Source organism: Paenibacillus enshidis, from assembly GCF_042136365.1.
Lineage (GTDB): Bacteria > Bacillota > Bacilli > Paenibacillales > Paenibacillaceae > Paenibacillus > Paenibacillus enshidis.
Genome location: NZ_JBHHMI010000029.1, coordinates 22918 through 47058, shown reverse-complemented (window position 1 = coordinate 47058; position 24141 = coordinate 22918). Strand labels below are relative to the sequence as shown.

25 protein-coding genes and 3 pseudogenes are annotated in these 24141 nt (G+C 45.5%); 14 read left to right on the top strand and 14 right to left on the bottom strand.

The features are described 5' to 3' along the window. Positions 1-31 precede the first annotated feature (31 nt). From ACE41H_RS21555 to ACE41H_RS21530, 6 genes and pseudogenes are all read left to right on the top strand, one after another. The gene (locus ACE41H_RS21555; protein ID WP_375357620.1) at positions 32-430 is read left to right on the top strand and encodes a hypothetical protein; all 399 of its coding nucleotides are present in this window, start codon (positions 32-34) and stop codon (positions 428-430) included. A gap of 210 nt (positions 431-640) precedes the next feature. Beyond that, positions 641-1532, top strand: a pseudogene (locus ACE41H_RS21550) (ATP-binding protein); the annotation flags it as partial. 2 nt (positions 1533-1534) lie between these two features. Next, a pseudogene (locus ACE41H_RS21545) lies at positions 1535-2669 on the top strand (DUF5682 family protein); the annotation flags it as partial. A gap of 689 nt (positions 2670-3358) precedes the next feature. Continuing rightward, positions 3359-3775, top strand: a complete 417-nt coding sequence (locus tag ACE41H_RS21540) for a hypothetical protein (RefSeq protein WP_375357619.1) — start codon at positions 3359-3361, stop codon at positions 3773-3775. Between the two features lie 17 nt (positions 3776-3792). Continuing rightward, positions 3793-4218 carry a hypothetical protein gene (locus ACE41H_RS21535; protein ID WP_375357618.1) on the top strand — a complete coding sequence of 142 codons (426 nt, stop codon included), beginning with the start codon at positions 3793-3795 and terminating at the stop codon, positions 4216-4218. Positions 4219-4538: 320 nt separating this feature from the next. Next, positions 4539-4916, top strand: coding sequence for a hypothetical protein (locus ACE41H_RS21530; protein WP_375357617.1), 378 nt, complete (start codon positions 4539-4541; stop codon positions 4914-4916). Positions 4917-5604: 688 nt separating this feature from the next. Here ACE41H_RS21530 and ACE41H_RS21525 read toward each other — a convergent pair. Both ACE41H_RS21525 and ACE41H_RS21520 read right to left on the bottom strand, forming a co-directional pair. Then, entirely contained in the window at positions 5605-5769 is a 165-nt protein-coding gene (locus ACE41H_RS21525; RefSeq protein WP_375357616.1) for a hypothetical protein, read from the bottom strand. A gap of 10 nt (positions 5770-5779) precedes the next feature. Next, positions 5780-6049, bottom strand: coding sequence for a hypothetical protein (locus ACE41H_RS21520; protein ID WP_375357615.1), 270 nt, complete (start codon positions 6047-6049; stop codon positions 5780-5782). Positions 6050-6157: 108 nt separating this feature from the next. On the opposite strand from ACE41H_RS21520, the gene ACE41H_RS21515 reads away from it, so the two are divergent. The 3 genes from ACE41H_RS21515 (at position 6158) to ACE41H_RS21505 (ending at position 8053) form a co-directional block, all read left to right on the top strand. Next, positions 6158-6334, top strand: coding sequence for a hypothetical protein (locus tag ACE41H_RS21515; protein ID WP_375357614.1), 177 nt, complete (start codon positions 6158-6160; stop codon positions 6332-6334). 718 nt (positions 6335-7052) lie between these two features. Further along, a complete protein-coding gene (locus ACE41H_RS21510; RefSeq protein ID WP_375357613.1) occupies positions 7053-7487 on the top strand; it encodes a hypothetical protein in 435 nt (144 codons plus the stop codon). Positions 7488-7651: 164 nt separating this feature from the next. Further along, a complete protein-coding gene (locus tag ACE41H_RS21505) occupies positions 7652-8053 on the top strand; it encodes a hypothetical protein (RefSeq protein ID WP_375357612.1) in 402 nt (133 codons plus the stop codon). 1521 nt (positions 8054-9574) lie between these two features. On the opposite strand, the gene ACE41H_RS21500 is transcribed toward ACE41H_RS21505, so the two are convergent. The 4 genes from ACE41H_RS21500 to ACE41H_RS21485 all read right to left on the bottom strand — a co-directional run bounded on the left by ACE41H_RS21500 (position 9575) and on the right by ACE41H_RS21485 (position 12671). Continuing rightward, the gene (locus ACE41H_RS21500) at positions 9575-9898 is read right to left on the bottom strand and encodes a hypothetical protein (RefSeq protein ID WP_375357611.1); all 324 of its coding nucleotides are present in this window, start codon (positions 9896-9898) and stop codon (positions 9575-9577) included. A gap of 25 nt (positions 9899-9923) precedes the next feature. After that, the gene (locus ACE41H_RS21495; RefSeq protein WP_375357610.1) at positions 9924-10181 is read right to left on the bottom strand and encodes a hypothetical protein; all 258 of its coding nucleotides are present in this window, start codon (positions 10179-10181) and stop codon (positions 9924-9926) included. A gap of 221 nt (positions 10182-10402) precedes the next feature. Next, positions 10403-11449: a S16 family serine protease gene (locus ACE41H_RS21490; RefSeq protein ID WP_375357609.1), complete on the bottom strand. Its 1047-nt coding sequence runs from the start codon at positions 11447-11449 to the stop codon at positions 10403-10405. A gap of 52 nt (positions 11450-11501) precedes the next feature. After that, the gene (locus ACE41H_RS21485) at positions 11502-12671 is read right to left on the bottom strand and encodes a helix-turn-helix domain-containing protein (RefSeq protein WP_375357608.1); all 1170 of its coding nucleotides are present in this window, start codon (positions 12669-12671) and stop codon (positions 11502-11504) included. 320 nt (positions 12672-12991) lie between these two features. On the opposite strand from ACE41H_RS21485, the gene ACE41H_RS21480 reads away from it, so the two are divergent. Beyond that, a complete protein-coding gene (locus ACE41H_RS21480; RefSeq protein WP_375357607.1) occupies positions 12992-14095 on the top strand; it encodes a tyrosine-type recombinase/integrase in 1104 nt (367 codons plus the stop codon). A gap of 330 nt (positions 14096-14425) precedes the next feature. Here ACE41H_RS21480 and ACE41H_RS21475 read toward each other — a convergent pair whose 3' ends face one another. Both ACE41H_RS21475 and ACE41H_RS21470 read right to left on the bottom strand, forming a co-directional pair. Beyond that, complete coding sequence (locus ACE41H_RS21475; RefSeq protein WP_375357606.1) at positions 14426-15340, bottom strand: bacteriophage abortive infection AbiH family protein; 915 nt, start codon at positions 15338-15340, stop codon at positions 14426-14428. A gap of 61 nt (positions 15341-15401) precedes the next feature. Then, positions 15402-15659: a hypothetical protein gene (locus ACE41H_RS21470; protein ID WP_375357605.1), complete on the bottom strand. Its 258-nt coding sequence runs from the start codon at positions 15657-15659 to the stop codon at positions 15402-15404. Between the two features lie 411 nt (positions 15660-16070). Between ACE41H_RS21470 and ACE41H_RS21465 the strand changes: the two genes are divergently transcribed. The 3 genes from ACE41H_RS21465 (at position 16071) to ACE41H_RS21455 (ending at position 18718) form a co-directional block, all read left to right on the top strand. Further along, positions 16071-16442 (top strand): YhjD family protein, encoded by a 372-nt coding sequence (locus ACE41H_RS21465; RefSeq protein WP_375357604.1) that lies wholly within the window; start codon positions 16071-16073, stop codon positions 16440-16442. A 699-nt stretch (positions 16443-17141) separates the two neighbouring features. Continuing rightward, positions 17142-18401: a Y-family DNA polymerase gene (locus ACE41H_RS21460; RefSeq protein ID WP_375357603.1), complete on the top strand. Its 1260-nt coding sequence runs from the start codon at positions 17142-17144 to the stop codon at positions 18399-18401. Continuing rightward, entirely contained in the window at positions 18398-18718 is a 321-nt protein-coding gene (locus ACE41H_RS21455) for a YolD-like family protein (protein WP_375357602.1), read from the top strand. Before ACE41H_RS21460 ends, ACE41H_RS21455 begins: the two co-directional genes overlap by 4 nt. Positions 18719-18786: 68 nt before the next feature. On the opposite strand, the pseudogene ACE41H_RS21450 reads toward ACE41H_RS21455, so the two are convergent. Continuing rightward, positions 18787-19059: pseudogene (locus tag ACE41H_RS21450) on the bottom strand (type II toxin-antitoxin system PemK/MazF family toxin); the annotation flags it as partial. 58 nt (positions 19060-19117) lie between these two features. Beyond that, the gene (locus tag ACE41H_RS21445; RefSeq protein WP_375357601.1) at positions 19118-19258 is read right to left on the bottom strand and encodes a hypothetical protein; all 141 of its coding nucleotides are present in this window, start codon (positions 19256-19258) and stop codon (positions 19118-19120) included. 225 nt (positions 19259-19483) lie between these two features. On the opposite strand from ACE41H_RS21445, the gene ACE41H_RS21440 reads away from it, so the two are divergent. Continuing rightward, positions 19484-20110 carry an ATP-dependent DNA ligase gene (locus ACE41H_RS21440; protein ID WP_375357600.1) on the top strand — a complete coding sequence of 209 codons (627 nt, stop codon included), beginning with the start codon at positions 19484-19486 and terminating at the stop codon, positions 20108-20110. 149 nt (positions 20111-20259) lie between these two features. On the opposite strand, the gene ACE41H_RS21435 is transcribed toward ACE41H_RS21440, so the two are convergent. From ACE41H_RS21435 to ACE41H_RS21420, 4 genes are all read right to left on the bottom strand, one after another. Beyond that, positions 20260-20772 carry an AbrB/MazE/SpoVT family DNA-binding domain-containing protein gene (locus tag ACE41H_RS21435; RefSeq protein WP_375357599.1) on the bottom strand — a complete coding sequence of 171 codons (513 nt, stop codon included), beginning with the start codon at positions 20770-20772 and terminating at the stop codon, positions 20260-20262. A gap of 1555 nt (positions 20773-22327) precedes the next feature. Continuing rightward, positions 22328-22456: a hypothetical protein gene (locus ACE41H_RS21430; protein ID WP_375357598.1), complete on the bottom strand. Its 129-nt coding sequence runs from the start codon at positions 22454-22456 to the stop codon at positions 22328-22330. Between the two features lie 210 nt (positions 22457-22666). Continuing rightward, a complete protein-coding gene (locus tag ACE41H_RS21425) occupies positions 22667-23092 on the bottom strand; it encodes a hypothetical protein (protein WP_375357597.1) in 426 nt (141 codons plus the stop codon). A 41-nt stretch (positions 23093-23133) separates the two neighbouring features. Then, complete coding sequence (locus ACE41H_RS21420; RefSeq protein ID WP_375357596.1) at positions 23134-24141, bottom strand: DNA adenine methylase; 1008 nt, start codon at positions 24139-24141, stop codon at positions 23134-23136.

Genomic DNA, 24141 nt, shown 5'->3' with positions numbered 1-24141 from the left:
TTATCCGGGCGCATGAACGCCCGGGTACGCTGTGAGGGTATGCTGTCGGCGCAAGACGGAAATTGCCGATCTTGAAGCCGCCTGCGCTGCGGCCTGGCCGTCGATTCCCGAAGCGGTCAAGGCCGTCAAGAACCAGCTCAAGGATCCGCTGGCCGATCGCGCGCCGGTCGTACTGCTGAAGGCATCCCGTATTGTGCGGACGGAAGCCGGTGGTTTCGCACTGGTCGACTCTGCGGGCAACACGCTGAAGCTCAATGACGTATATCGGCTGCCTCAGAAATCGACGCGGCTGCTGTCACTGGTCGATCCTTTGCTACTGGAAGACAGCTGCTTGCTGGTGATGTTCGAGCATCAGATGGATAAGGGATGTCTCGCTGCTCAGCCGCTGACGCTGATTCAAGAAGAACGGGTCGTCCGGCTGCTGTACTGAGCGCCTCACATCACATCGCATCGCATCGCATCTGAAATCAAAACAGAGAATCGGGAGGAAAAGCGAATGAGCACGGCATTATTGCAGGAACTTCAAGGCGAGCTGCGCCGCCTTTAAATTGCGGGCAGTGACCTGGCGGCGGACGATTTCCGTCTGAAGCGGCTAGAGCCGCAGCTGGGCCAGCTAGGGGAACGGGCGCCGCAGAACGCCATGCGCCTTCCGGCGGAGCTGCTCTACCACGAAGAAATCGAGGCGCTGAAAAAGGAAGACAAGCCTCCTGGCTGGCAAATGCCGCCCTGGGCTGTGTTGACCTACATTACCGGAGGTAAAGCCAGCAAAATGGATATTACGCCCAAATGCATAGGCAATAACCGGCTAGTCGAGATGGCGATCACGACGCTCGTCACGGACCCGAGCTGCTGCTGATCGGCGAGCCGGGTACAGCCAAGTCCTGGCTATCGTAGAACCTGTCCGCTGCGGTCTGCGGCAATTCGGGTCTCGTCGTGCAGGGAACGGCGGGCACGAGCGAAGGGCAGGTCCGCTATTCATGGAACTACGCGATGCTGCTTGCAAATGGCCCCCTGCCGGAAGCGCTGGTGCGCAGCCCGATCATGCGCGCGATGGAAGCTGGCAGCGTCGCCCGGTTCGAGGAAATTTCGCGCTGCGCCTCCGAAGTGCAGGATGCGCTGATCTCCATTCTGTCGGAGAAAACCGTCTCGGTGACGGAGCTCGGCAGCGAGAAAGCGCGCAAGGGCTTCTCGATCATCGCAACGGCGAACACGCGCGACCGCGGTGTCAACGAGATGTCTGCGGCGCTCAAGCGGCGTTTTAACATCATCGTGCTGCCGGATCCTTCCGACCTCGAGACGGAGCTGGCTATCGTCAAGAAGCGGGTCAGCGAGATTGCCGCTTCGTACCAGCTTCAGGCGGCTCCGCCTGCCGACGAGGCATTATTGAAGGTCGTGACCATTTTTCGCGAGCTGCGAGCGGCATGACGCTCGACCGCAAAGAAAAGCTGAAGACTCAGGGCGGGGTCATCTCCACCGCCGAAGTGATCTCGCTGCTGACCAACAGCATGGCGCTGGCCGCGAGCTTTGGCAGCGAGAACTGCCAAGGCTGTATCTGTCGATGGCGGCCCGGCTGCTGCGGGCGTCCGGCACACCCCGCTCCACCGCCGAGGATATCGAGGCGGTGCGGCTGGCCGAAGGGCTGGCTTCGCTGCACGGCGGTAGTGCGCCGATGCTGCTGGAGCTGCGCGATGCGGCGCCGACGCTGCTCGGACGCGGTGAGCTGCCAGTGGTGGCCGAGGCCTCGGCCCGTGTTTACATCGGCACAGAGATCGGCAACCATGCCGAAGGCGTCAGGTAGACGCCGCTGCAGGATGACCTGAACCGCGAGCTGAAGCTGTTCAAGCTGACCAAATACAAGACCACGGTCGCAGTGGACCTGTCGCTTGACCTGCGGGAGAACCGCCGGGTTTCATCGCGGTAGGCCGCGTTCCTCGTCCTGAACCGTTCCTTCCTGTTTCACCGGCTGGAGGTGCTGGAGATTCCGTTCGTCCGCACTCGGCCGGAGGGCGGGGACTGTGCGGTCTGGGCCGAGGACTGGATCATCCAATGGACACCGGAGGCCGAGATTCGGGTGGCCGAGTCCACCCTGCTCGGCGAGACGATCGAGTTCGCTTGCGCGCACCGGCTGCGCGAGAAGCTGGAAGCGTGCACATCCATCGCGGAGGCATCCGCGCTGATCGGCGTCTCCGTCCGCTGCGGAGCTGTCGCGCATCATCGCCTACGGCGACATCCGCCGGGCAGACACAGCGCCGCTCGTGCCGCTGCTGCTGGAGCGGGGCGAGATGGACGCGGGGCAGTGCGCCCCGGAAGTATCCCGTCGGCTGTCTCCAGGCATTCCGTCCGACCTCGGGGCGGGCTGGTTCGAGGGGCTGTCCATGCGCAATCGCTACGCCCTGCTGTCGCGCATAAGCTTGTGGGAGCAGCTGAACGATTACATCAATTCACTGGACGACGACGAGTTCAAGCGGGCGCTCGTCTTTCTGCACCGGGCGTTTAGCTCCTTCTCGCCGCATGAGAAGACGATGATCGCCGAGACGCTGGGCGAGCTGTGGGGCGTCCACGCGGAGTAGGCGGCGGAAATTCTGACTGGGGATCTGAAGGAGGAAGAGTACAAGATGCTGGACGAATTGAACGAATTCGACTTTGAGGACTTTTGTAGAATGACATAAAGTTACCAACCATGAAATCCCTTATAGAATAAGGTTTTTTTATTTTTTGGTAGGGAACTTTGTATCAATTTTTAGTGACACAAAGTTCCCTACCAGGCTGGAAAATTGACATAAAGTTACCCACCAGACTGGAGAATGACACGTAAAGTTGCTTACCAAGTTCCAAATTTGCTCCGTTAATTAAAGACAAAGGGCATAAATGCATGAAAGTAGGGTACTTTGTGTCATTTTGGTAGGGAACTTTGTGTCAATGTACAATCATGGCTGAAGCTGATGTTCGATTGGTTATAGCAGCTAAAATAGCAAAAAATGGGAGATTTGTGATCCCGATACTTGTCAGGGAGGACATGAAATTAAACGCTGAAGGGGATGTAATGCTTAAATACATTGATGGTAAACTGACTATCGAACCCATACGCACATCGGATCAGGAAGTCGCTGACTGACCAATGAACCAATTTACGGTGTTTCATATTTTATTGATGTTGATATAGCGAAGCTGGAACTATAGCCCGTCTGCATAGGCGGGTTTACTATGGCGCTAAAAATCTAAAATCGGAACATATTTCTAGAAAAATCTAAAAAATTACAAGGAATATATTGCATTATATAGTATGTTAGTATATTATAGTTATCAGACCTTACATAATCTTAAAACATTCAAAAAATAAAAGAAGAGGTGTTTTAGTATGAATTTTGCAAAAAAAGCTGCACTATTGTCTGCTGCAAGTGTTTTGACTTTGGCGTTGGGAAGTTCGGCTGGTGTTGTAACGGCTGCTCCTGCTGGCGAAACTCAGAATAGCAATGATGAAGTCCGCATTATGGTAAGCTGGTCTGGTACAGCTTATCTGACAAAAAATGCTTTTAGTAATATTACATCGTCTAACAACTTGTTCAATGATTCTCCACAAGTTACAAACGGCGCAGATAGTCCAGGAAATGTTACTGTAAGGATTAAAAATGAATCTGGTCAAATAGTAGGGAGTGAAAAAACAATTGCACCGGGGAAAACTGTAAGACTTGATCAAATCCCTTGGGATAGTGGCACCTACACTCTACAAGGAAAAGGCAGTGTAACTGGAACATACTCTATTTCTATTTATTAAGGAGTTGAATGAGAGAAATGGTTAATAGTAAACTCAAGAAAATTGGTTTGAGTGGTGCGATTTTCGTTACATTAACCATGATTCTTGTTTGTTCCTATCTTGTGTATTTGGACGCTAAACCTGTTCACGATTACTTTTCCCCAAAAACAAGTGCGGGCGTTAATGTCGAAAATGAAGCTGGCGAATGGAGCAGCCTTAAATTCGAAGGTCAGGATTTCATTAAATTTGACAGTGCTTTTTGGGATAAAGAGATCGTAAATGATGCAAACAGTGATGGGAACGCCCAATTGCGAGTTAAGGATGATAAAGGTAATATTGTGATTGACGAGTTTCAGGTTTCCCCTGGAACAAGCAAACAATTAAGCAGCCTTAAAAACGATAAACAGTATTTCTTTGAAATCAAAACTGCTTCAAAAGGACAGTTCACGATTAATGCAATCTAAAAAATGGGACTCAGATGAAAAAATCTGGGTCCCTTTCTCATTGAAAATGAAGTATAATAGAATTATATAATAGGGAGTTGACGTGATGAACAACAAAATATGGAATAAAAAAAACAGGAAAAAACGAAGTTGTTCCAAAAGAAATGATTGACTTTCTAAGTGAAATTGAAAGTGTATGCAAAAAGTATGACTTGTCAATTTCACATGAAGACAAACATGGTGCATTTATTATTGAGAAGTATGATACGGCCAATTTGGATTGGTTGAAGGCAGCAATTAAAAATTATTAATAGATGTGTTAAGGGAAGGTGAGCATAGAAATGGGATACATGACGACACTTACAATCTTAAATGATGGCTTCAGTCAGATTCAGAAATATCCTAAAGAATTTATAAATAAAATTAGTGAAGGTATGGATGGATTTAACCGTTTTGGCCTAAGCGGTCGTAATAATATCAATGACTATGGTATTGGTAATCACGCTAACGTGTTGCAGGTTGCTCAATCCCATCACGCAGATGATCCAAGGATGTTTGTAGCCTATGGAAATTCACTTAATTTTATTGGATGGGGAAATGATTCGACCAACCTTGAACACAGGAAACAGATGCTTAAACTGGCGAAGCAAATGGTAAAAAGAGAAGAAGAGGAAATTAAACGGCTGGAAAATCAGCAAACGAAAAGTGATTCACAGTAATGTATAATGACATAAAGTCACCAAACAATATTCCCCTTATAAAACAAGGGGTTTTAATTTTTGGTAGGGAACTTTATGTCAATGTACAACAGTATGCCGCTCAAAAGGGCGGTTTTCTAGTGACATGTACATATGTACAAAATACAGCTTTTGTGAAGTAGATGAACATAATAAATGTTATGTAAACCTTGTGCATGTACATATCAATCATTAATGAATGATAATAAGAAAACCGCTTTTAGCGGTTATCAAAATGTGCTAAACTTATTTAGAGCTGATCCCGCCGAACATGTGCTGGTGTAACCATTCCCAGACCTATAGTGGTAAGCTCTTTTTATTTCAAAGGAACTGTAAACTGATGTAAAGAGGAGCAGCTTCAAAATGAACACTGCTCTCTTTCTGTGCTTATTTATATTGTCACATTTTATTTAGAGGTTTAAGCTCCCCAACCCAAGTTGAAATTATATCGTTTCATTCCCTTCACTCACTTTCAATGTATTTTACACCTGATACCAAGCATACGCATATAATATTGCCGACGGTTCTCCTGCTGCAATAACTATTACAATTATATCAAAGTTAGTAACAATGTTTTTGGTAATTTTTTTTGAGCATGTAATCCCCTCCTCCACATCCATGGTTATTTACTCAGGCGGATTAATTTGCAGCTTTTCCTTTAACCTTTCACTTACTCTGGTTCTTTATGAGTTGCTTCTATACATTTCTCATGTCCTTGGTATGTCTCAACAACCTGAAAGTGTTTATCAAGTATATCGAAACTGTACGCCTCATAAGCCGGCAGTTCAACACCGCAAATATCGCATTTCTTCAAGTCTCTATAATCGGTTTCCATATCTTCCTCCTTAATCGGACTCAAGTTCCGTTCGATGAGCCATTTTTCGGTTAACCATTGGAGTTAATAAAGCAATTATTTTCTCTTTTGGCACTTCTATATATTCAGCCAGTATTTCTATTCGTCGTTCATTCAAGGTTCGATTTAGCGCTTCAACCTCCCTATATTCTTTTAGCGTTAATTCCAACATGAATGCGACTTCTTTTTGGGTTTTTCCAGCATGGCGTCTAAGATCCATTAGGGCCTTGCGACGACGTTCTTTTTGATATTTCAATTCCATACGTTACAGATCCTTTCATTTCTAATGGATTTTATAGTAATTCTGAATGTTGAATTAATTAATCATATGTTTCCCTCACTTAATTTTAAAATAAAGGCGGTAAAACTTATGAAGAAAAAAATGAAGACGAATCAGATAGCTGAATATGCTGATCGTCTAATCGAGAAATTTGGAGCTGATGAAATGCTCCATCGTTACATGAGGGCCGCCGAGAGCAAGCGGTCCTATTTTTGTGCAGCCGCCACAGTCAGTCGAAGATTCTCACCGTTTCGGCTGGATGCGTAGAATTGCCTTAATGACTGAAACCTTGATCAATGGCCGATGGTATGAATGGCTACGAGTGAACAATCTTGGCCGACTTCCGGAAGATCTCGACTGGCCGGAAGTGTCAATGAGCATGTTTCCTTCCGGGTAGGAAGAAGTGCATAAAATGCTGGAAAACTGCATGAAGCATGTTTATCACTATGGGCTCCGTGTCGATTCATTCCTGGATTGGATCGCTATGGGCTCGGTATCGCCTGGTTTAGGAAACCGCAGACTGAGACCATAAACTTAGATACATTTAATGTTCATTATATTAGGGACTCTAAAGAGGCTGAAGATATTTTAAAAGCAATTATTTTTATGGAGTGTTTAAAAGAAATTAAGTATAGAATCCAAAAGGTCCAAAACGGAGACTATAGAGATTTTAATCGATAAATAGGCTTGTATATAATAAAAAAACCCAGCTCCACTAATGAAGCGGAGAAAGGTTGTTTTCGAAAGTGTATTCGGCCCTACTAACGAAGCGGAGAAGAATACATTTATTATTTTATTATACATAGAAATTGATGTCAAGTTTGTTTTGTAATATGTTTAAGATGGGGAGGAAAATATATGAATTTTCACTTATATTTTTTTGAAGCCAATAAAATCGATCAGCCTGGAAAGGTTTTCTCTTATTACGGCGCTTACGGGGGCATGGAGACAACAATCACTAACACAGTACACTCCATAAGAAGGCTTGGCGGAATTTCAGAGTCTGTCTTCCGGTGATCTCTGGAAACGTTGCTCCTACGGATATTACGGGCGATATGGACAGTGCCGCTGGATAAACTACAGTACGTCTGCTGCTGTAAGTCCGGGAAAGCACCAGACTTGCCTGAAAGCAGTAAATCCGTCAGGCAGTATTCTGGCTTCATATGCGGTGGCGGCGAAGCTGCAGACGGAAAGCGGGATGTCGGGGCTGCTGAGAAGTATCTGGAGGGGGCGGACCGGCTGCACGGAGATTCGGAAATCGTATGCTGCGGTTGCCGGTGGACGGCTAGTCATACTTTTGGCTTTATTGGATCTGCAGATCGGGTACACCCGCGGGGATCTCATCCGGAGACAGGCGGTAGGCTGCGTGGTTCTTTCCCCTCATCTCAGCAGCCGCTTGTATAACCGGGCTTCAGGCTGACATGAAGGTCTGGCATGGCGAAACTGCGGCTGGACAGCAGGATTATGAGAGCGAGTGAATGATCGTGCAATGGTGCGTGATAGACCGATGTCCTCGGAGTACGGCGACGCGGACGCTTCCAGATATCCCAATCAGGGCGATCCCGTCGACCGCTTGCGGCTTAGGTGGTAGGGCATCCTGGCACTGCTGGGATTCCTGAATCTTCGCAGAGAATATTCTCCGTATCCAGTGCCGTGGCCCCGCACAGTTCCACACTGCTGCCCGGCCAACACATTCGGACGGTGCTGGCGCTTCTTCTCCAGGTGCGCCGCTGGCGTGGCCACAGCCTGGAGCTGCAGGCGAGTGAAGCGGCAGCCTGCCCGCCCCCTCCGATTCATCCGCCAGCTCCACAACAACCGCCTGGTGCGGACAGCATCAAGCGGATGCAATGGATCGATCCCCCTCTTCTGGATCATTCGGACGCCAAGTGCAGGATCGTATGCCGAGGCGAATCCCGTAGTGTATATGAGGTGGAAGATACAATCGGACGGCAGGAGCCGCCGACACATCCCAGACGCGGGTGCTGAAGACACCAGTAATCCTGGTTGAACTCCGTTAAATGGCGCCGAGGAGCTACAGACAAGCACCAGAAGGACCGGTCGCGCCGACGTAGATCTCCGGAAGCAGGCGGACGGCGGAATGGCTGGTACGGTTCTTACGGAGGCTGTGAGTTGTGGAATCTGCAGATAACACGCGGATCTACCAGCGAGCGTCGAACGGATCTCGATGCATGCTGCATGGCCGGCATGACCGCCAGAGCTTGAAAGCTGGCGCTCCATATTGGCCATGGGCTGCAGTACCATCACGGGGACATGTCGTGCCTGTACGAATCTCCGAATGGTGTCCGCTGAACTGACGCTATCTGGACACAGACGATCCATCGCGAACTCCGGAAGAGTGCGCTGCAACGGAGGCTGCATAAGGTCGGCGGGATGCCCGGGTCCGCTGGTAAGTCCGCCGGAGGCGGCAGAGTTGCGGCTCGGCTGCTGCAAGCAACCACCAGGATGGCCAGACGCGCCGATGCGAATCTTCAGTAGTATACCCTGCGGTGGTGTGGCTGGGGCCAGCTGTTGAGGAATTTTCCGCGCATGCGCAGCAGCCCCCCGACCGTGACGGATCTTTCGCTCGTGACACAGATCCTGGCCTCCGTCCGGGGAGCGAGCCTGTGGCTATGACCCGCAGTCTCAGCAGCGAAATACACTTCCGGACTAAAGATACGAGCAACTGCGATCATCCGGAGTCGGAATTGTCAGGAGTATAGGGAGCCACCAGGATGATCGGATACGCCAATGTGATCGTTCTCTGCCGGGGAGCTGCTTGTGGGCATCTGCAACAGTGCGTAGCGAGAATATTCAAAGGCGAGCGCTGTAGAAGCTATGGTGGCGATCAGGTGGTTATCCTTATGTGTGTTCATCCAACCTGCGCATACAAGGGGTTTGATATAAAGCCATAAGAACAGGTGATTCAATGGGCGAATATATCCATTAAGTCACCTGTTCTTGTTCTATGGGCTACGCAAGATGAGCTGATTATTTTATCAGCCTTTTTATACCGAACCTGGCTTGCATGTGTTGCAAAGAATTTCAGTACGAATGTGATCACGCTCAATACGAGGAACCTTTTCGTGGGATGCGGTCCTATAGTGTTCAATTTTTTGGCCACGCCCACAACTACACTTTGATTCGATTTTTTCATCATAAACGTCCCAATTTTTGTCGCCTTCACGACTTTCAACACCCATCAAAGTCACCATCCTTTACTAATGTCTCATTATATAGAGTATCATAATTAGATAATAGTTGGTAGACATACCCAGGGGTACTACGAACAACACCACACCAGCGGCCCAAGTCTTCCCGCCGTGCTTGCAGTTTCCACCGCGGCGCAGATTCGTAGATTTGCTAGGGATGTCTTGGTCTCCGAATGGCCGTCTTCAGTTCCTGGGGTAATACCAGCGAAGCTGACACTACCCGCATTGTAATTGGTTAAGTATTGCAATGATTAAAAAGGTAAACGTTCAGAAATAAGGAGGTCTACCTTTTTGGTGTCTATGGATTGAAGGGTGGAGATGCTCCAAGTCTACGTAATTGTGATTCTACTTCAAGGCGCTGGGAGGTCCAATACAGTCTACGATCCATACCGATATCTTTGTTCTCTAATTGAATCATGCGCTGCCAGTTTTTCTTCAAGCTTTGAATTTCAAGAACCGTTACTTCTTCACCATGCTCTTTTTGAAAATTTAGATATCGTTCATAACACTTACTGCAAAGATCAATTTGCTCACCGTCAGTCCTCTGGACTTTTCCACCTTCAAGGTTATCATCATACTCATTGTAACAACTATCACACACCTGATTTACTAGATCACTCATTGTTCTACTACCTCCAGCTCGGGATCTATACCCAAATCTCAACAATTACTGGGTCATCATTAACATTTCGCTCGAGCATTGAAAATTGCGGTGGGATTCCCTGGCGAAGCTCATCCAGACCATCCTTGATGACAAGATAAGGAGTTGGTTGGTTCAAATCAAATAATCGCCCTACATACTTATAAGGAAAATCAGATGTATTGTATGTAACCGAAATGATAGGCACTTCAAATCTGCTAAAATATTGGAAATCAACAAAGGTATGTAAAGGAACATTGATCATTGCATCCAGCTCCAGATTAATTACATCGTCTCCATTCATTTTAGAATAACAATTGCTACACAAATCGTGCTCTTCATTCACCCAAAAACAGGGGCCGGCCTCTGTTACACAAGCATTCGTATCCGTACATCTGCAAATTTGACAGATGCCTCGGGGGAAAATCAACAATCCGATCACTTCCTTTCCCAGACTTCACATATGAAACTTGTTTTTTCTTAAAGCTATTCATTTATGGTGTTCCAAAATGCCTCAATATCACCAAGTTTTTTAATTGGTAATATGCGGATATTGCTATTTAGTATTTCTTTCATTTGTATCGCTTCTACGTAATTGTCGCCAGAAGGCACGAACATGATCGGTATAGATTTTTTGATGGCCAGAAACGTCTTGGCTTTTACACCTCCAACGCTTCTTATATTCCCATCAACATCAATTGCTCCAGTTATTACAAGGTTTCCGTGTTTATTGAAGGTTCCCTTCTTATTTAAATAGACTTCGTAGGCTGTTGCTGCACCTCCGGATTCACCTCCTATATTCGCAAGATCAAAACGCATCATGTCACTGAATTTCCAAAGTTCATTAAGGGTATAATGTGCGTTTACTTTTACTCCATATAGTGAGACGGTCATCGTCACAATATCTCCCTCATAGGTTCTTAACTTAAATTCATGAGTGGACTTTTCACGGACCAGTTCATTCATCATTTTCATTGTGGGAGGTAAGCTGTTTATTGTGATAACGGTAGTGCCAAGTATATCATCAAGTCCGACCCCGTTAGGAACACTAACAATTTCAAAGGCATATCCAAAGTCAACTGGTTGCCCTGCTTCATGGCTCCCTGCTATATATGCCGGTAGTGCAACATAAAGCAAACTATTACTAAGTAGTTCGTTATCAGTGATTTCTACACGCCCTGGAGAATCATTCATTGTAGGTAACTGAAGAACGGATACCTGATTTTCTGGCTTTTCAAATTGGTGAAGTAATTCATCCCCATATATTGCATTTAGAATTAGATGTTCGAACAAACGGTCTACTTTTTCTTCTTTCAGGCTCGGAATGTAGATCCCGCTTTCATTTTTATAACGAAATAGCTCTTGTGCAGGCTCAAGACTAGAAGGAAGTAAATATTTCTTCTCTTCTACTGGGATCAAAATAAGGATTAATAATGTAAAAAGAAAAATGCCAACCGGTATGATAATACGCCAGTATAATGATACTCGTTTACTGGGTGGGTATGGATTTGCGGTTGTTGGTTCACTAGACATGTTACTTCTCTCCCCATTCTAATTCGGACATCGCGATACGTTCAACTAATATTCAATCACGACGTCTCTTATGAGGGAGATCTTCCGTTAATCGATACTCTACCCATTCCTGAAGAGACATGTTATGAACATTTGCTTGAGCGATTAAATCCTGCTTCTCTTCCTCAGTAAGAAATGCTTGTATTGGTAGCAGTCCCGTATCAATAACGGTTCCATCATACTTAGGAATTACTTTACCAGACTGCATGAATACTCCCAGTTCTTTGATAAGGTCTGGGTGTGTAGCCGGCATAATACCTTTAAGGACACACTTTCTGACTTCGACAATAATCTTCTCTTCACTTCTCACAATTCTCATGTTAGACGGCCCTGCATGCTCAAAGAGGGTCTCGATGACCGAATAGACTATCGAATCAATTCTCTTAGTAGGAGGAAATTCAAAAAGAGCATATCCATAGCCATTTATCGGCTTTTTCTCAGCAATGGTTTTTTGTGGTTTCCAGCCCTGCTCAATTGCAGCTTCATAACTGAGCTGCTCTCCATCTTCCGTTATTATAACGGCTTCAACCTTGCGATTATTCACTCTTTTTAGTTCGAATACTCGGGCTAATTTATCATCATTAATGAAGGGCTGGAACAGAAATAGCCTGAGTCGTTTGTCATATATAGTCGGAACCTTACCTGTGTCAGGGTTGTCATCTATGTATTGCTCCAAATCTTTGGGTTTGATGAAATAGGTTCTCTTACCACGGTATTCATCCTCATAACTCGGAAGCCTGCCGTCACGGATAAGCTTGTGTACAAAAGTAACGGAGCGACCGATCCGTTGAGCAGTTTCTGCAGAAGTCAGATCCTTCTTCACATATTTTTCTATGTAACGTTGGACATCACTGAGGCGAAAGCGAAAGCCCCCATCACCGCGATGGGTTGTTCGGTTGATCGGCTCCAGTCGCTTTTCCAAATCGTCATGATTAACGATTTTATAAAGGGAAGCGGGCGTCACCCCAATTAACTTGGCAGTATCCACCAAGTTAATATACTCCTTCATTGTCTTTATAATTTGTTCACAGCTTCTACATTTATAAAAGCCCGTCCAGTCATAACTAGGATCAGTATAGTTACCGTTACGATCACAAGGGAAGAAACCTTCACCAATTGATGTATTACCACATGTACAAGTGAAATTTTCGTTAATATCAATAATACAGATTGCATTTTTCATATATAGTATTCACTCCTAAATCGAGTTTGAAGTTATCAAATAGGTTTTATTTTGTTCTATAATGTCACTTCAATATTATTGATACAATCAAAAATAGAATATATAGTATTATAACATTCATTGCTGATATTATTGAATACTATTTTTTGAAATCTAAATTCATGTTAATAGTGATTTATATAAATAAATTCGATCTAAAAGAATAAACAGTTATTTTAGGTTTAAGTCAAAATAAGCATAAAATCAATATGAACAAAGTTTTTGAAAAGTTATTTTGGTATAATATATTTTGTTAGTATTCTGTCAGGTGGTGATAACATTTGAATGAAGATATTACTTCAGCTGATTTATCAATGTTTATATTAAAGAATGAATTAATTAATATTAATGATAATCAGCTTGTACAATTATTGATGAATAGAGATCACTATTCTTTTGTTCGTGGAAAGCTATCAGCAATCGAGGACGAAAAAGGTAATTACGATTTCTCACAAGTTTCAAATATAGGTATGGTTTATCTCTATGTACACAACCCGGAGAAAAAGAGGAAAGATAAAACGAAGGAGGACTACGTAAGGACGCTGTTAGTATTTCTTGAGTATGTAACTGCGATCGCCAAGAACGACATTAGGGAATTGTCCCGGTACGATATGGAGGTCCTTCAAACTCGCCTTGAACAGAAATACGCCAAATCAAACACCCTAGCCAAAAAAGTCATCGTTATCCACTCTTTCTTGACATGGTGCTTTGAGGAAGATTACCTAAAAAAGAATATAGCGCGCGGACTGCGGCAGGTGAAGAAAAACAAAGAGGAGATCCCGGAACGGGATATCGAGGAATCTGATCTTAAGATGGCCATAGAATTTTATAACGATAATCCGAAGGTACAGTCCCTTCTATTGCTCTTAGCGTCCAGTGGAATGCGGCTGAACGAGGTAAGGACTCCCGGTTGGAGCGATTTGTATTATGACCGGCGCCGTAAGCGATATTATCTCGTCACCAGGACCAAGCGGGATAAGATCCGGCATGTACATATTAAGGATTACGTTTTAGAAGTATTAATTGAATATCGGAAGCGGGTCGGAGTCTGCACAGAGATGAATGAAGAGGACAACTCCCCCTTCTATCCCAACCGTTTTGGCAGGTATTACAGCTTATCGAGCCTATCCACTTTTTTATCGGAGCATATGGCAGCAGCCGGGCTTACCACCATTCATGGTAATAGGGTCACGCCCCACTTTATGAGGCATTACTTTGCGCAGATGGCTTACTCAAACGGTGCTCCTATCGATTGGATCTCAGAAACGTATGATCACTCTTCGCCCAAAATCACGAAGGATAATTACCTTAGCCGTCAAATAAAGAAAGATCACGATGTAAGCGATTTTGTAGATTTGGCCTTCGAACCCAACAAAACAAAGTAACTATCTCAAACCTAGATTAATTTTTTGTGAACAAAGAGTCATCCACCTATTTTATGGATGACTCTAGAATTGTTTGATGATTTGCCCATCTATCTTTGTAATTGTAAAATCATTGATTTTATTGATAAGATATTTATTGCACTTAATAATAATTGGTGCAAATGATTACTCATGGGGATCTCTGTCGCCATTTGCACAAGCATCGGGGCGATCGGCTGCTGAATGACAATGCTCATAAAGAATCACCAGTATAAATCTACCACTTGCCATTTTGGGGTTACATGATGAATTGAATGGTTGGTCTGACCTTTATATCGTGCATGATTACTCCTACAAATTATAAAAATCATCAGCATGTCTTATTTCAATGCGTTCAGGTTGTATTCCGCACTCAATCAAGCTGTCATTCATGAGTTGCTTTTCCCAGTCTCTGAAATAGTGTACTTTCCATTTGGCCTTATGCATGGTTAATGTATCGATATGCTCAAAATAGGGAAGGTCCACACCGGCGACAGAGTGTCCGATGACTATAATTTCATCAATTGGTTTACCCTTCAAACGCTGAAGCTTAGGCTTATATAGATTGATATCTTTGAAAGTCCGATTGTAGTAATCCCCTAAGACTCGGTAAATGCTCATTCCCTTTTCATCGAAATCGCGCTCAGCTTCCTGGCGCATCTCATGGATATCATCAATCTTTGGTTGATTGCCATGTCCCAGCACAGGAAGACCGTCAGCATCTCGTAAAGATCCATGGATATGTGTTATTTTTCCCGGATTAATCCCGTAAACTGTTTCGAGTACGGCCGTATAGTTAAAGGTTATATATATGGCGTCATCGGATTTATTAATGAAAGTTGTTTTAGGCGGCACACCTTTGATTTTGATGGTTCTTACCCATTGCTTTAGATACCTAGCGAGCTCGTTAATGTACTTATATTCGTCTCTGAAGTATGTATGCAATGTATCATAGATGCCGATATCACCACTTTCCAAACCTAAATCCATGTGGAGAGCATTTTCGATTATGGAAACGTCATCTATATTAGCTAGATTTGTTTCTAACTGATTCCATAGCAACTCCCGTTTTGCCTGCTCGCCGGTCCTCGGATAGATTGAATAATGCTCCTCAAATGAATATAAAAACTGCGGATACAAATATTCTAGGTAGCTTCTAAAATCCCAATAAGAAGTCGGTAACCCATGCTTCATATCAAATCCATTCCCGATGATAAAATTCTTCACTATTCTACACCCTCAATTCCTTAGATATTAGCGGTAGACTTGAAATCTACCGCTAACTAAATCATTTTTCATCTTCGTTCTTTTTGTAGGTAACTTCTCCATCGTCTTTAAACGTCCACTGGTCTAGATCCTGGTCAAAAATAATTTTGTCTAGCTCACCATCAAGCACCTTAAATACTAAGGTAGCAACTTTATTCCCTTGGCCTACGACGGTTTCGATAACCGTTTGACTAGACGTATATTCATAGTCAAAACCTCTGGCTCCCACCAAGACACCGGCCATATAAACATATTTAATTACACCAATATAGGTAAACAATGATTCCGAAACCAATCAACGAGCCGATTAAAAGGTAAATTGATAATGCACGATAAACCCACCTCTTCTTCTAAGATCATCTTCTCATAATAACACAATATCCCTAAAAAGAAGTGCCAGTTACGTTGTGTAATGCGCATTTGTGTGTTTAGAGATAAATCAGAAGAATTCCTTCTCGTTAAAGTCGATTTATCCTTTTTTTAATACTTTGATTCGAGTCAAAAATTCTATATCTAACCTCTTAATTATGATTTTTTAGCCTTTGGTCCCTTACAAAATTGGGAAATATAAGCCCTTGAATAAAATAGCAATCTTCGTACTATAATATAAGAACTAGCGTTCTGTTTGATGAGATTAATTACCATGGGGATTCACCAAAGCCCCCTCATCACAAGAAAAGGGGGACGGTGCATGGAGAAGCCGGGCGGCATTTTGCCAACACCGGAAGAGTTGCAACTAATCAAAGAATTTTTGATCCTCCCCATAATCCTGTCTGTTTTCGTGCGAGATCAAAAGATCATTTCTGCTGCCGTCAAGACACCTGAACCCTATAACCAGAACATTCAACAAGCGATGGATCGGATCGTAAAAGACCTTGCGGGTATTAAATCTGAGTTTCGCCGGCGGGGTATTCGTGTCTTTGATGAGAAGTGTGACCAGAACGGGGCCAGATGTAAGTATTTGTGCAGAGGGTATCAATCCGAGTTCCCTTTGCTGCACAGTTTCCTCCGCGCCGAGGTTGCACAAAGAATGAGCCGCTATCTCGGAGGCCAGAATGGGTGACATATACAGCCGGGTTGCTTTTCTGGCCGATATTCAAAGTTTTTACGATCAGTGGAAGAGGCTGAACAGCCAGAATTGAGGGACAAACCGCTTGTCATAGCCGGAGACCCAGAGCGCAATGGAATCATTTTTGTAGAGTGTCCGTTGCGAAGTAATTTGGAGTTAAAAGCAGATAGTCGGCTGAGAATCGGTATTTTGGAAAACAAGGTATCGTCCGAGTCAGCATGCGACTTGTTTGCCAAAAAGAGCGATTTCGGCATGTATACGCTTTGGAAAGAGGAGCTTACCGAAACGTTCTGCCCCGATCAGCGACAGTTCATGGTCGGGAGCCTACGCATGAGCGTGGCAGTCCTAATGACGGCGGGCCTACGCAAGAACATTAACAGTTTTGTCACCTAGGTACTTTCCGATGGGCTGCTGCGTTTAAAGGTTCGGTCAGGTCGATGTCATCCCTTTTCTGTATCAGCGCACTCTACTGAAGCTTCACGCCCTATACATCGCTGAAATTCCCTTGACAGAACATCACTTGCAACCTGGCAAGGACTGCCCAAAACTACTGCGGGAGACGGAGTGCTGACGGACTGCAGGATGATCGTCCACACAGCAGCCTACAAAATACAATAATATCCTCTTGAATAAATACCGCATCTACGTGGTATATTAACAAGAACATATGTTCTATTTTTGGAGGTTGGTAGCATGGTGGACTATTCGAGGCTTCCCCGGCATCAAGTTTTGTGCATCGATATGAAGAGTTTCTATGCTTCGGTAGAGGCTGTTAATCGTAAATTGGACCCACTCACAGCGCTGATCGCGGTCGTGGGGGCAAAGGATCGACCAGGCAGCGTCGTTCTCGCGGCCTCACCAGCCTTAAAAAAAGAATTCGGCATCCGTACCGGGAACCGGCTATATGAGATCCCTCCGGATCCACGAATTCATATCATCAATGCCCGTATGGGACTCTATCTGGACACATCGATGGCTATCACTCAGCTGCTCAACGAGTTTGCTCCTGTGGAAGCCATCCATACGTATTCGGTCGATGAAGCTTGGATTGTCACAGATGGCCTGGAAAAACTGTATGGCAATGCTCATCAGGTAGCTTTAAAAATCCAGGAACGTATCCGAATTCAACTGGGATTACCGAGTGCGATCGGGATTGGTCCAAATAAACTATTGGCCAAACTCGTTTTGGACAACTATGCCAAAAAGTCAGGCATAGCTGAATGCAGATACGAAGATGTCGCCCGGATGCTCTGGCCACTACCGGTTGAGGATATATGGGGGATCGGTTATCGCATGAAACGCAATTTGAACATGCTGGGGATTTATGTTCTTGGTGATTTGGCCAATTACTCCTTGCCAAGACTAAAAATGAAATTCGGAGTCATGGGTGAGCAGATCTATTATCACGCCTGGGGAGTAGACCTTTCCCCTGTTTTTGTTGACCCGGCTGAAGAGATCCGGAAGGGGTTTAGCAACGGCATTACTCTGATGCGTGATTATTCCGCACATGAAATACCCACGGTGATTTATGAACTAACCGACCATATAGCCTCCCGCATGCGCGAGATCCACGCGGCCGGCCGCACAGTGTCGTTATCCCTTGGATATAGCAAACATGAGGGCCTGCGTGGCTTCAGTCGCTCGCGAACACTTCCGGAGGCAACCAACATCTCCAAGCGACTATATGACGCCTGTATGGCCCTCGTTGGCCAGGCAAACATTATGGGAAAGATCAGGACAATTCATGTTGGGGTCTCCAACCTGGTCAATGATGACGCCATTCAGCTCGATCTGTTTTCCGGACCTGCAGATGAAAAGCTTCGGCAGCTCGGTTCAGCTATTGACTCTATACAAGCTCGGTTTGGAGGAGCAGCTGTCTTCCGGGCATGCTCCTTAACGGATGCCGGCACGTTCCTCAATCGTACTCAGAAGATTGGGGGGCACTACCAATGAATGACCGCGGGCATAAAAAATGGACCGCTCTCATGCTTCCGGAGCATAAGGAGCGCATCCAACGGTGGGTACAATCCCAAAATGACATCAGCATGCCAATATTGGAAGAAGATCAGCTGCAGGAAATCAATGAGCTTGTCATGTTCAGTATGGCAGAGCAAAGAATTATCGAGGTGGTTTATTTTCAAAACAAACGTCTGATGAGTGCTACTGGCATAATTAAACACTGTGACCCTTTAACGGGTATCCTGGTTCTAAACCAGGATGAGTATACGGAAAAGATTGCTTTTAGTAGCATTAAGCAGGTTAGACTGTAGTATCAATTATTTATACTTTTTCTTCATCCGAACATAAATAGGCCACCAGTTACATGGTGGCCTATTTATTAAAGGTGTCCGTTTAAATAAGCTGCCTCGAGAACGTCTAACAAATCGTTATCATCCAGCTTGCCTATGTAATCACCGAATCGCTGTTCTTTGTTAAGAACTCTGATTTTAGAGACAATTGCAAAAGATGGTTCACGCAATCCGGCTTTTAACCATTCTTTGATGGCTACTATGGTTTCTCGTTCATGTTGGGATCGACTTACCTTAACGGTCAAAACTTCAATACCGTCCAGAGAAATATCCAATACTATCCCCGGACGAATTTTAGAGTCTTCAACTTCTTCGTAAGGGAAAAGGACTCAATAAACATCTCCCCGATTATGATACAGATTAAACCCTTCTCTCCTGCCCGAATAATTCCCGTTCTTTTTTCAAAGCTTCTTCTGTTTCTTTGCGAGCTTTTTCCCAGATGCTTGGTTTAGCTTTTTCGAAATTACGGATAACTTCTTCAGCTCGTTTTGTGTTTTTCATGATAAAACCTCCGTTTGTTCGGAAGATTTTTAAAATTTCCTGCTTATATTATACCCCAAAGCCCCGCTTTACTCAATGATATGTTGCCTAAACCGCATTTCTTTGGGTCATCCGCCATCACACATTTTCCTGCAACTTCAATATATGTTTTTCTAACCACGAGGACCACCAGTTACCAGTACACCTTTAAAATCTGATGTGATATGGTACAGTGGGGGGATTAGAATGTATATTGACCCGATGCGACTTGTAGACTGCAGTACCCCTTTTGAGTCCGACCAGCATATCGCTGAGCTAAAAATGGATGGGATCCGCGGCATCCTGGATGTTGATGTCTCCACCCGATTATATACAAGGCACCGAAATGAAATCACTTCACGGTTTCAGGAAATCACAGCAGCTGCTACTGAAGCTGCTCCGAAAAACACGGTTTTAGATGGTGAATTATTTATCGGTAATACCGAAACCGGTGCTCCGGATTTCGCAGCGACCATGAGCCGCTTCTTATCCAAACGCTTTATTGCCGCTACGCCAGGGCTAACCTTTGTCGCTTTTGATATCTTAGTGTATAAGGGCAAGAACCTGAAGCATCTCCCGGGTTACTCGAAGAAAAGTGCCGCCTGGCTCATTGGAGTGCAGCGCGGAGATAAAATTATTCATGCCGGCACACTAACACACGGCATCACCGGTCAGGCCGGAAAGAGCATTTTTCCCCTTTTGAAGAAGCTTACGGTACGGGAGACGCGAGATTATGCTTACGTGGAGCCAATCATCCGGATTGGTGTCAGGTTCCGTCATTGGACCGACAAGGGGCTGATGCGGCTTCCGGTTCTCGAAAGAATAATTATATGAAAATCATGAGAGCCACCCACGTTCGGTGGCTCTTGTCTTGATCCGTCTCCATGTTATTACTTGCTGCCAATCCGCAGTCAGATCCTGATCTTCAGCTGCTGGCGTTCGGCTGCGACCGGCTGCTTATGTGCCGGTCGGTCCAGTGTATATCAGGAGCGATTTCTTGGTTGTTTGCCTTCTCTCATGAAGTAAAGTAACTGACTTACCCTTCCCTGTGTAATTCCAAGCCTCTTTGCCCACATAGATTGCGTTTCTGTCGGAAAGGCAGCCATCACTTCGATTAGCAAACGGATGGATTCGCTTCGCTTCAGCCGGGGCCGTGGTTCCTTGGCTACCTCAACTTCTGTGTAATCTTCAAACGTCACCGCAATTTCCCGGCTCACCATATGACTAACGGTCTGGCGTGCATCTTCCACTGGCAGCTCAACCAAACAGTCAGAACAAACGAAGAGACCCTTATAGTAAAAAAGCTTCATCATCGACTGGCAAAAAAGACACTCTTGTGCCCGGTAAAGACGTATCATGATCCTCTGAGATTGTTCATCTACAAAAAACTCAACCGAATCCCCTCTGCCTATTCCTATAGATTGGCGAAACTCGGAAGGTACGACGATCCGGCCAATATCATCAACCAGCCTAACAATGCCTATACTATTTCTCATCTTCAATCTCCCGACCACCGAATCTTTCATCTCTATGGTAACAACCTGCCTGATGACCTCCCTCCAGCAGCTGCTCTCACGTTCCCATACTCCGGGCAAACCTACGCAACAGTCTCAATCAGCGCAAATCATATAGTTGGTGGGGCATTTTCACATATTTAAAAGCCGATCCTCCACTGATCGGCGCCACAACGTTCGAATAATGCAATTAATGTAAGGGCGATCATAAAACGCCAGCTACTATGATGGTGACAGTCCGGCTCCTCGGCGGCCAGCATTCCCCTTTGAGCTTTATCGATGTCTCCGGACTGTCGGCTGCCAATTAAAAGTTGATGTTGTTTAGGGTTAAGACCGGATGATATTCTCCATCAGCCGTATGGACGACCGGTACTCCGTCCCGATTCTCTAAATAGAGAACGTTTTTTGAGTCAATAATTATGAACTCGCGTGTTTTCAAACTCACTGCCGGTATTTCACAAGAACGTAATTCCAGATCTTCAGTCATTACCAAATGCACTCCCTATCTATTCTATGATTCTGTTTTATCTTATCACAAAAATAGCACACGCGAGCGCACTCTACTGCGGGTTGCAGCGGAATCAGCAGCCATCAGGATAGCAGATGTGCCATCACGGTCCTCACTGAAGCAGCAGACGGGTACACTAAGCCGAATCTCCCGGTGTGCGCGGATGCTGCAGAGTAGTCGCCAGCGGCGACATTCCGGATGTGCATTTGATCACAAGGGTGTCATCACCAGCATGCCTGCCAGTCACAGTTTCGGCAGTGGCCGTCATCTCTGATGCTGGAATGCCTCGCGTCCACTAAGCTATCTACAAGACCCATCCGGATTGGCCAGGGTCTGCATCAACCTCCGATCAGATCTGCCCTACACCTCAACCGAGCCCCGATCACACATGTGTTTCCTCCTCGACACGAAGCGGCCGTGTGTTCAAGACAGTCGTTTACTCCTGCCCGCTGGGCCATGTCCTCCATAACGTCTCTGGACATCTGAGCATCTTGGCTGCCACTGCTGGCTGATTCGGACGACATACCCCCTTCCGACTCGGACGAGATCCCCAGCTGCGTACAGAACACGATAGCCGCCTGGGTAGAGTTCTCCCTGATGCCCGTATGGTTAGATCGAGACCGGGATCTGTCCGTCTTCAGTTCACAGCGCCGAGGGACGCCGCGAGGTATCCAGTTCATGCAATGCCGTAAGATTGCCAGCAGATACAAGGGGGTGTTGTGGCCGTTAAATTTAATGCTCCATTTGCGCGAATCCTCAGTTGGGCAATGCGACAAGCATATAATGTCATGGGGTGGAGTCAACCATTTAAAAGTCCGTCGGTGCTGTTGGCTCTTTCGTCTGGCGTCGAGGGACTTCATGATGAATATCTTCGGGATTTATGCTATAATAGTCATCAGAGATACACCTTTTGGGTAAAATAAAAATAGCCGCGATGCGCTAACATCGCAGCTACTTCAGACAAAGTGCCAGTGGGTGACCACGGCGAGATCAGACAAACGCGAAAAACCACCGGATCAGGGTCCCAACCTATTCCCGGTGGTTTTTCTTGTCTCGCACAGCTTTCCAGGCATCCCACAAGGTCAATACACCTACTGAAATGCTTACCAGCTTATCGCTGATATCCAGGGAAATCTGTACTACTTCAAGAACTGACACGGCGTCACCCCCTCTCGGGCTAGCTTCGCCGCGTCTCCCCCCACCGGATACTTTGTCTCTATCATTATACCATTTTTTAGGCTTCCTTACGAACTGAACCTTTCACTTTTCTGCTCAGCCCCCGGTACCTGACTGACGTATGCCGGTGTGGCCCATCCCACGCCTGTGGAAGCCATATAGGGTTGATCAAAGAAGTCGTTTTTCAAATCTTTACCGATGTCCCGGCAAGGGCAACTTTATTAGATTGGTGATAATCTTCTTGTACTCTTCTATACTAATTCCCCCGTCTTCTAGCCTCTCCTGAGTTCCCAAGAATGTGGTCATGAACTCAACTGCATTGAGCTCCGCTACCGTAGATGTGCATTCAGCCACATCTTCCCAGTCGGCACCCATGCCCGGAAGTTTTTCGCCTTTAAATATAGTTACCTGAAGCCCTTCATAATCACCAGGAGTTCTTCGACTGTTATTTTCCATCCAGTGGTCACAAAGGTTTTCTATCGCTTCAGCTTCTTGGCCTGGCCATATTTTATAACAGCTTATCCCAGCCTCCATTCTTTCACCATCACCTTGAAAACTACTGCGGTGACCTGCTCCTCTCCAATGACCAACTTCATCAAATCTTATAAATTTGTCCATTTAAATGCTCCTTATATTCTATTTTTTTATTAAAATATAAGTTAAGCACTAAATTTCCGCTTGATTCTTTTAATATCAGGGTGGATATAAATCTCCTCAATAAACGGCACGTCATCGTAAGTCACGATAAGATCCGCACAAGGAAATTCTTTATATAGGCTGTCTAGTAGCCACTGTAAATCAATATGATCACCTTCCTCGTAGTAGTGAAGGTATAGGTTCTTACCTTGCTCTACGTAAGGCGGATCGATGAACAGCGTGGATTTATCATCCCAATACTGTTCCTCAATGAATTCCAATGCATCTTGATTATGGACGGTATATCTATCACTCATGGCATGAATCGTCCGAACCCGTTTACATAAATCCTCTGGATTCCAGCGTGCCAACAGCTTGCTGTGGGTCCCTTTAATGCCTCCAAGCGGGTTAGCTTTATAAATTCCGGAAAAGGCCAACCGGTTAACCAGGAGGATACTCCAGGCTGCCTCAAACATATCACAGGCTGCATACTTCTTTTTGACGATATCCCGGGCCTTGAGAAAGTCATCATGTGTCGGTTTACGGCTCTTAATCTCAAGGGTCAGGGCATCCGGAAACGTCTTTATGATCTCGAATAAAGAGTAGATACCAAAATCGTAATCGTTGATGGCCAATTTCTTAAACACACCGGCATGCAAAAGCGCGAGCTCCACGCTTCCTCCACCGAAAAAGGGACTGCTGAGCATATTCGTCTTTTCCGGATTGATATAGCTGTGGATCAGGTCAGCAATCTTACTTTTACCACCGGGGTAGCGGAGCGGGGATAGCCGTTTATTGAGCTTGACTTTAGGGAGTCCAATGCTGCTTTCATTGCTACCGCTCTTCTCTTCCAGGAGCAAGGTGTACTTCCTATTGTCGTTTTCCGCATCAAAGTATGTAAACCCTTCGCAGCAACTGCACCAGAAACCCAATCTGCCTGGATCCACATCATCAGAGCCCTCTACAAATTCCTCACAACAAAATCGGCAGATCGTTTTTCCGACTACAGCGGCGTCCATAGAATCACTCAA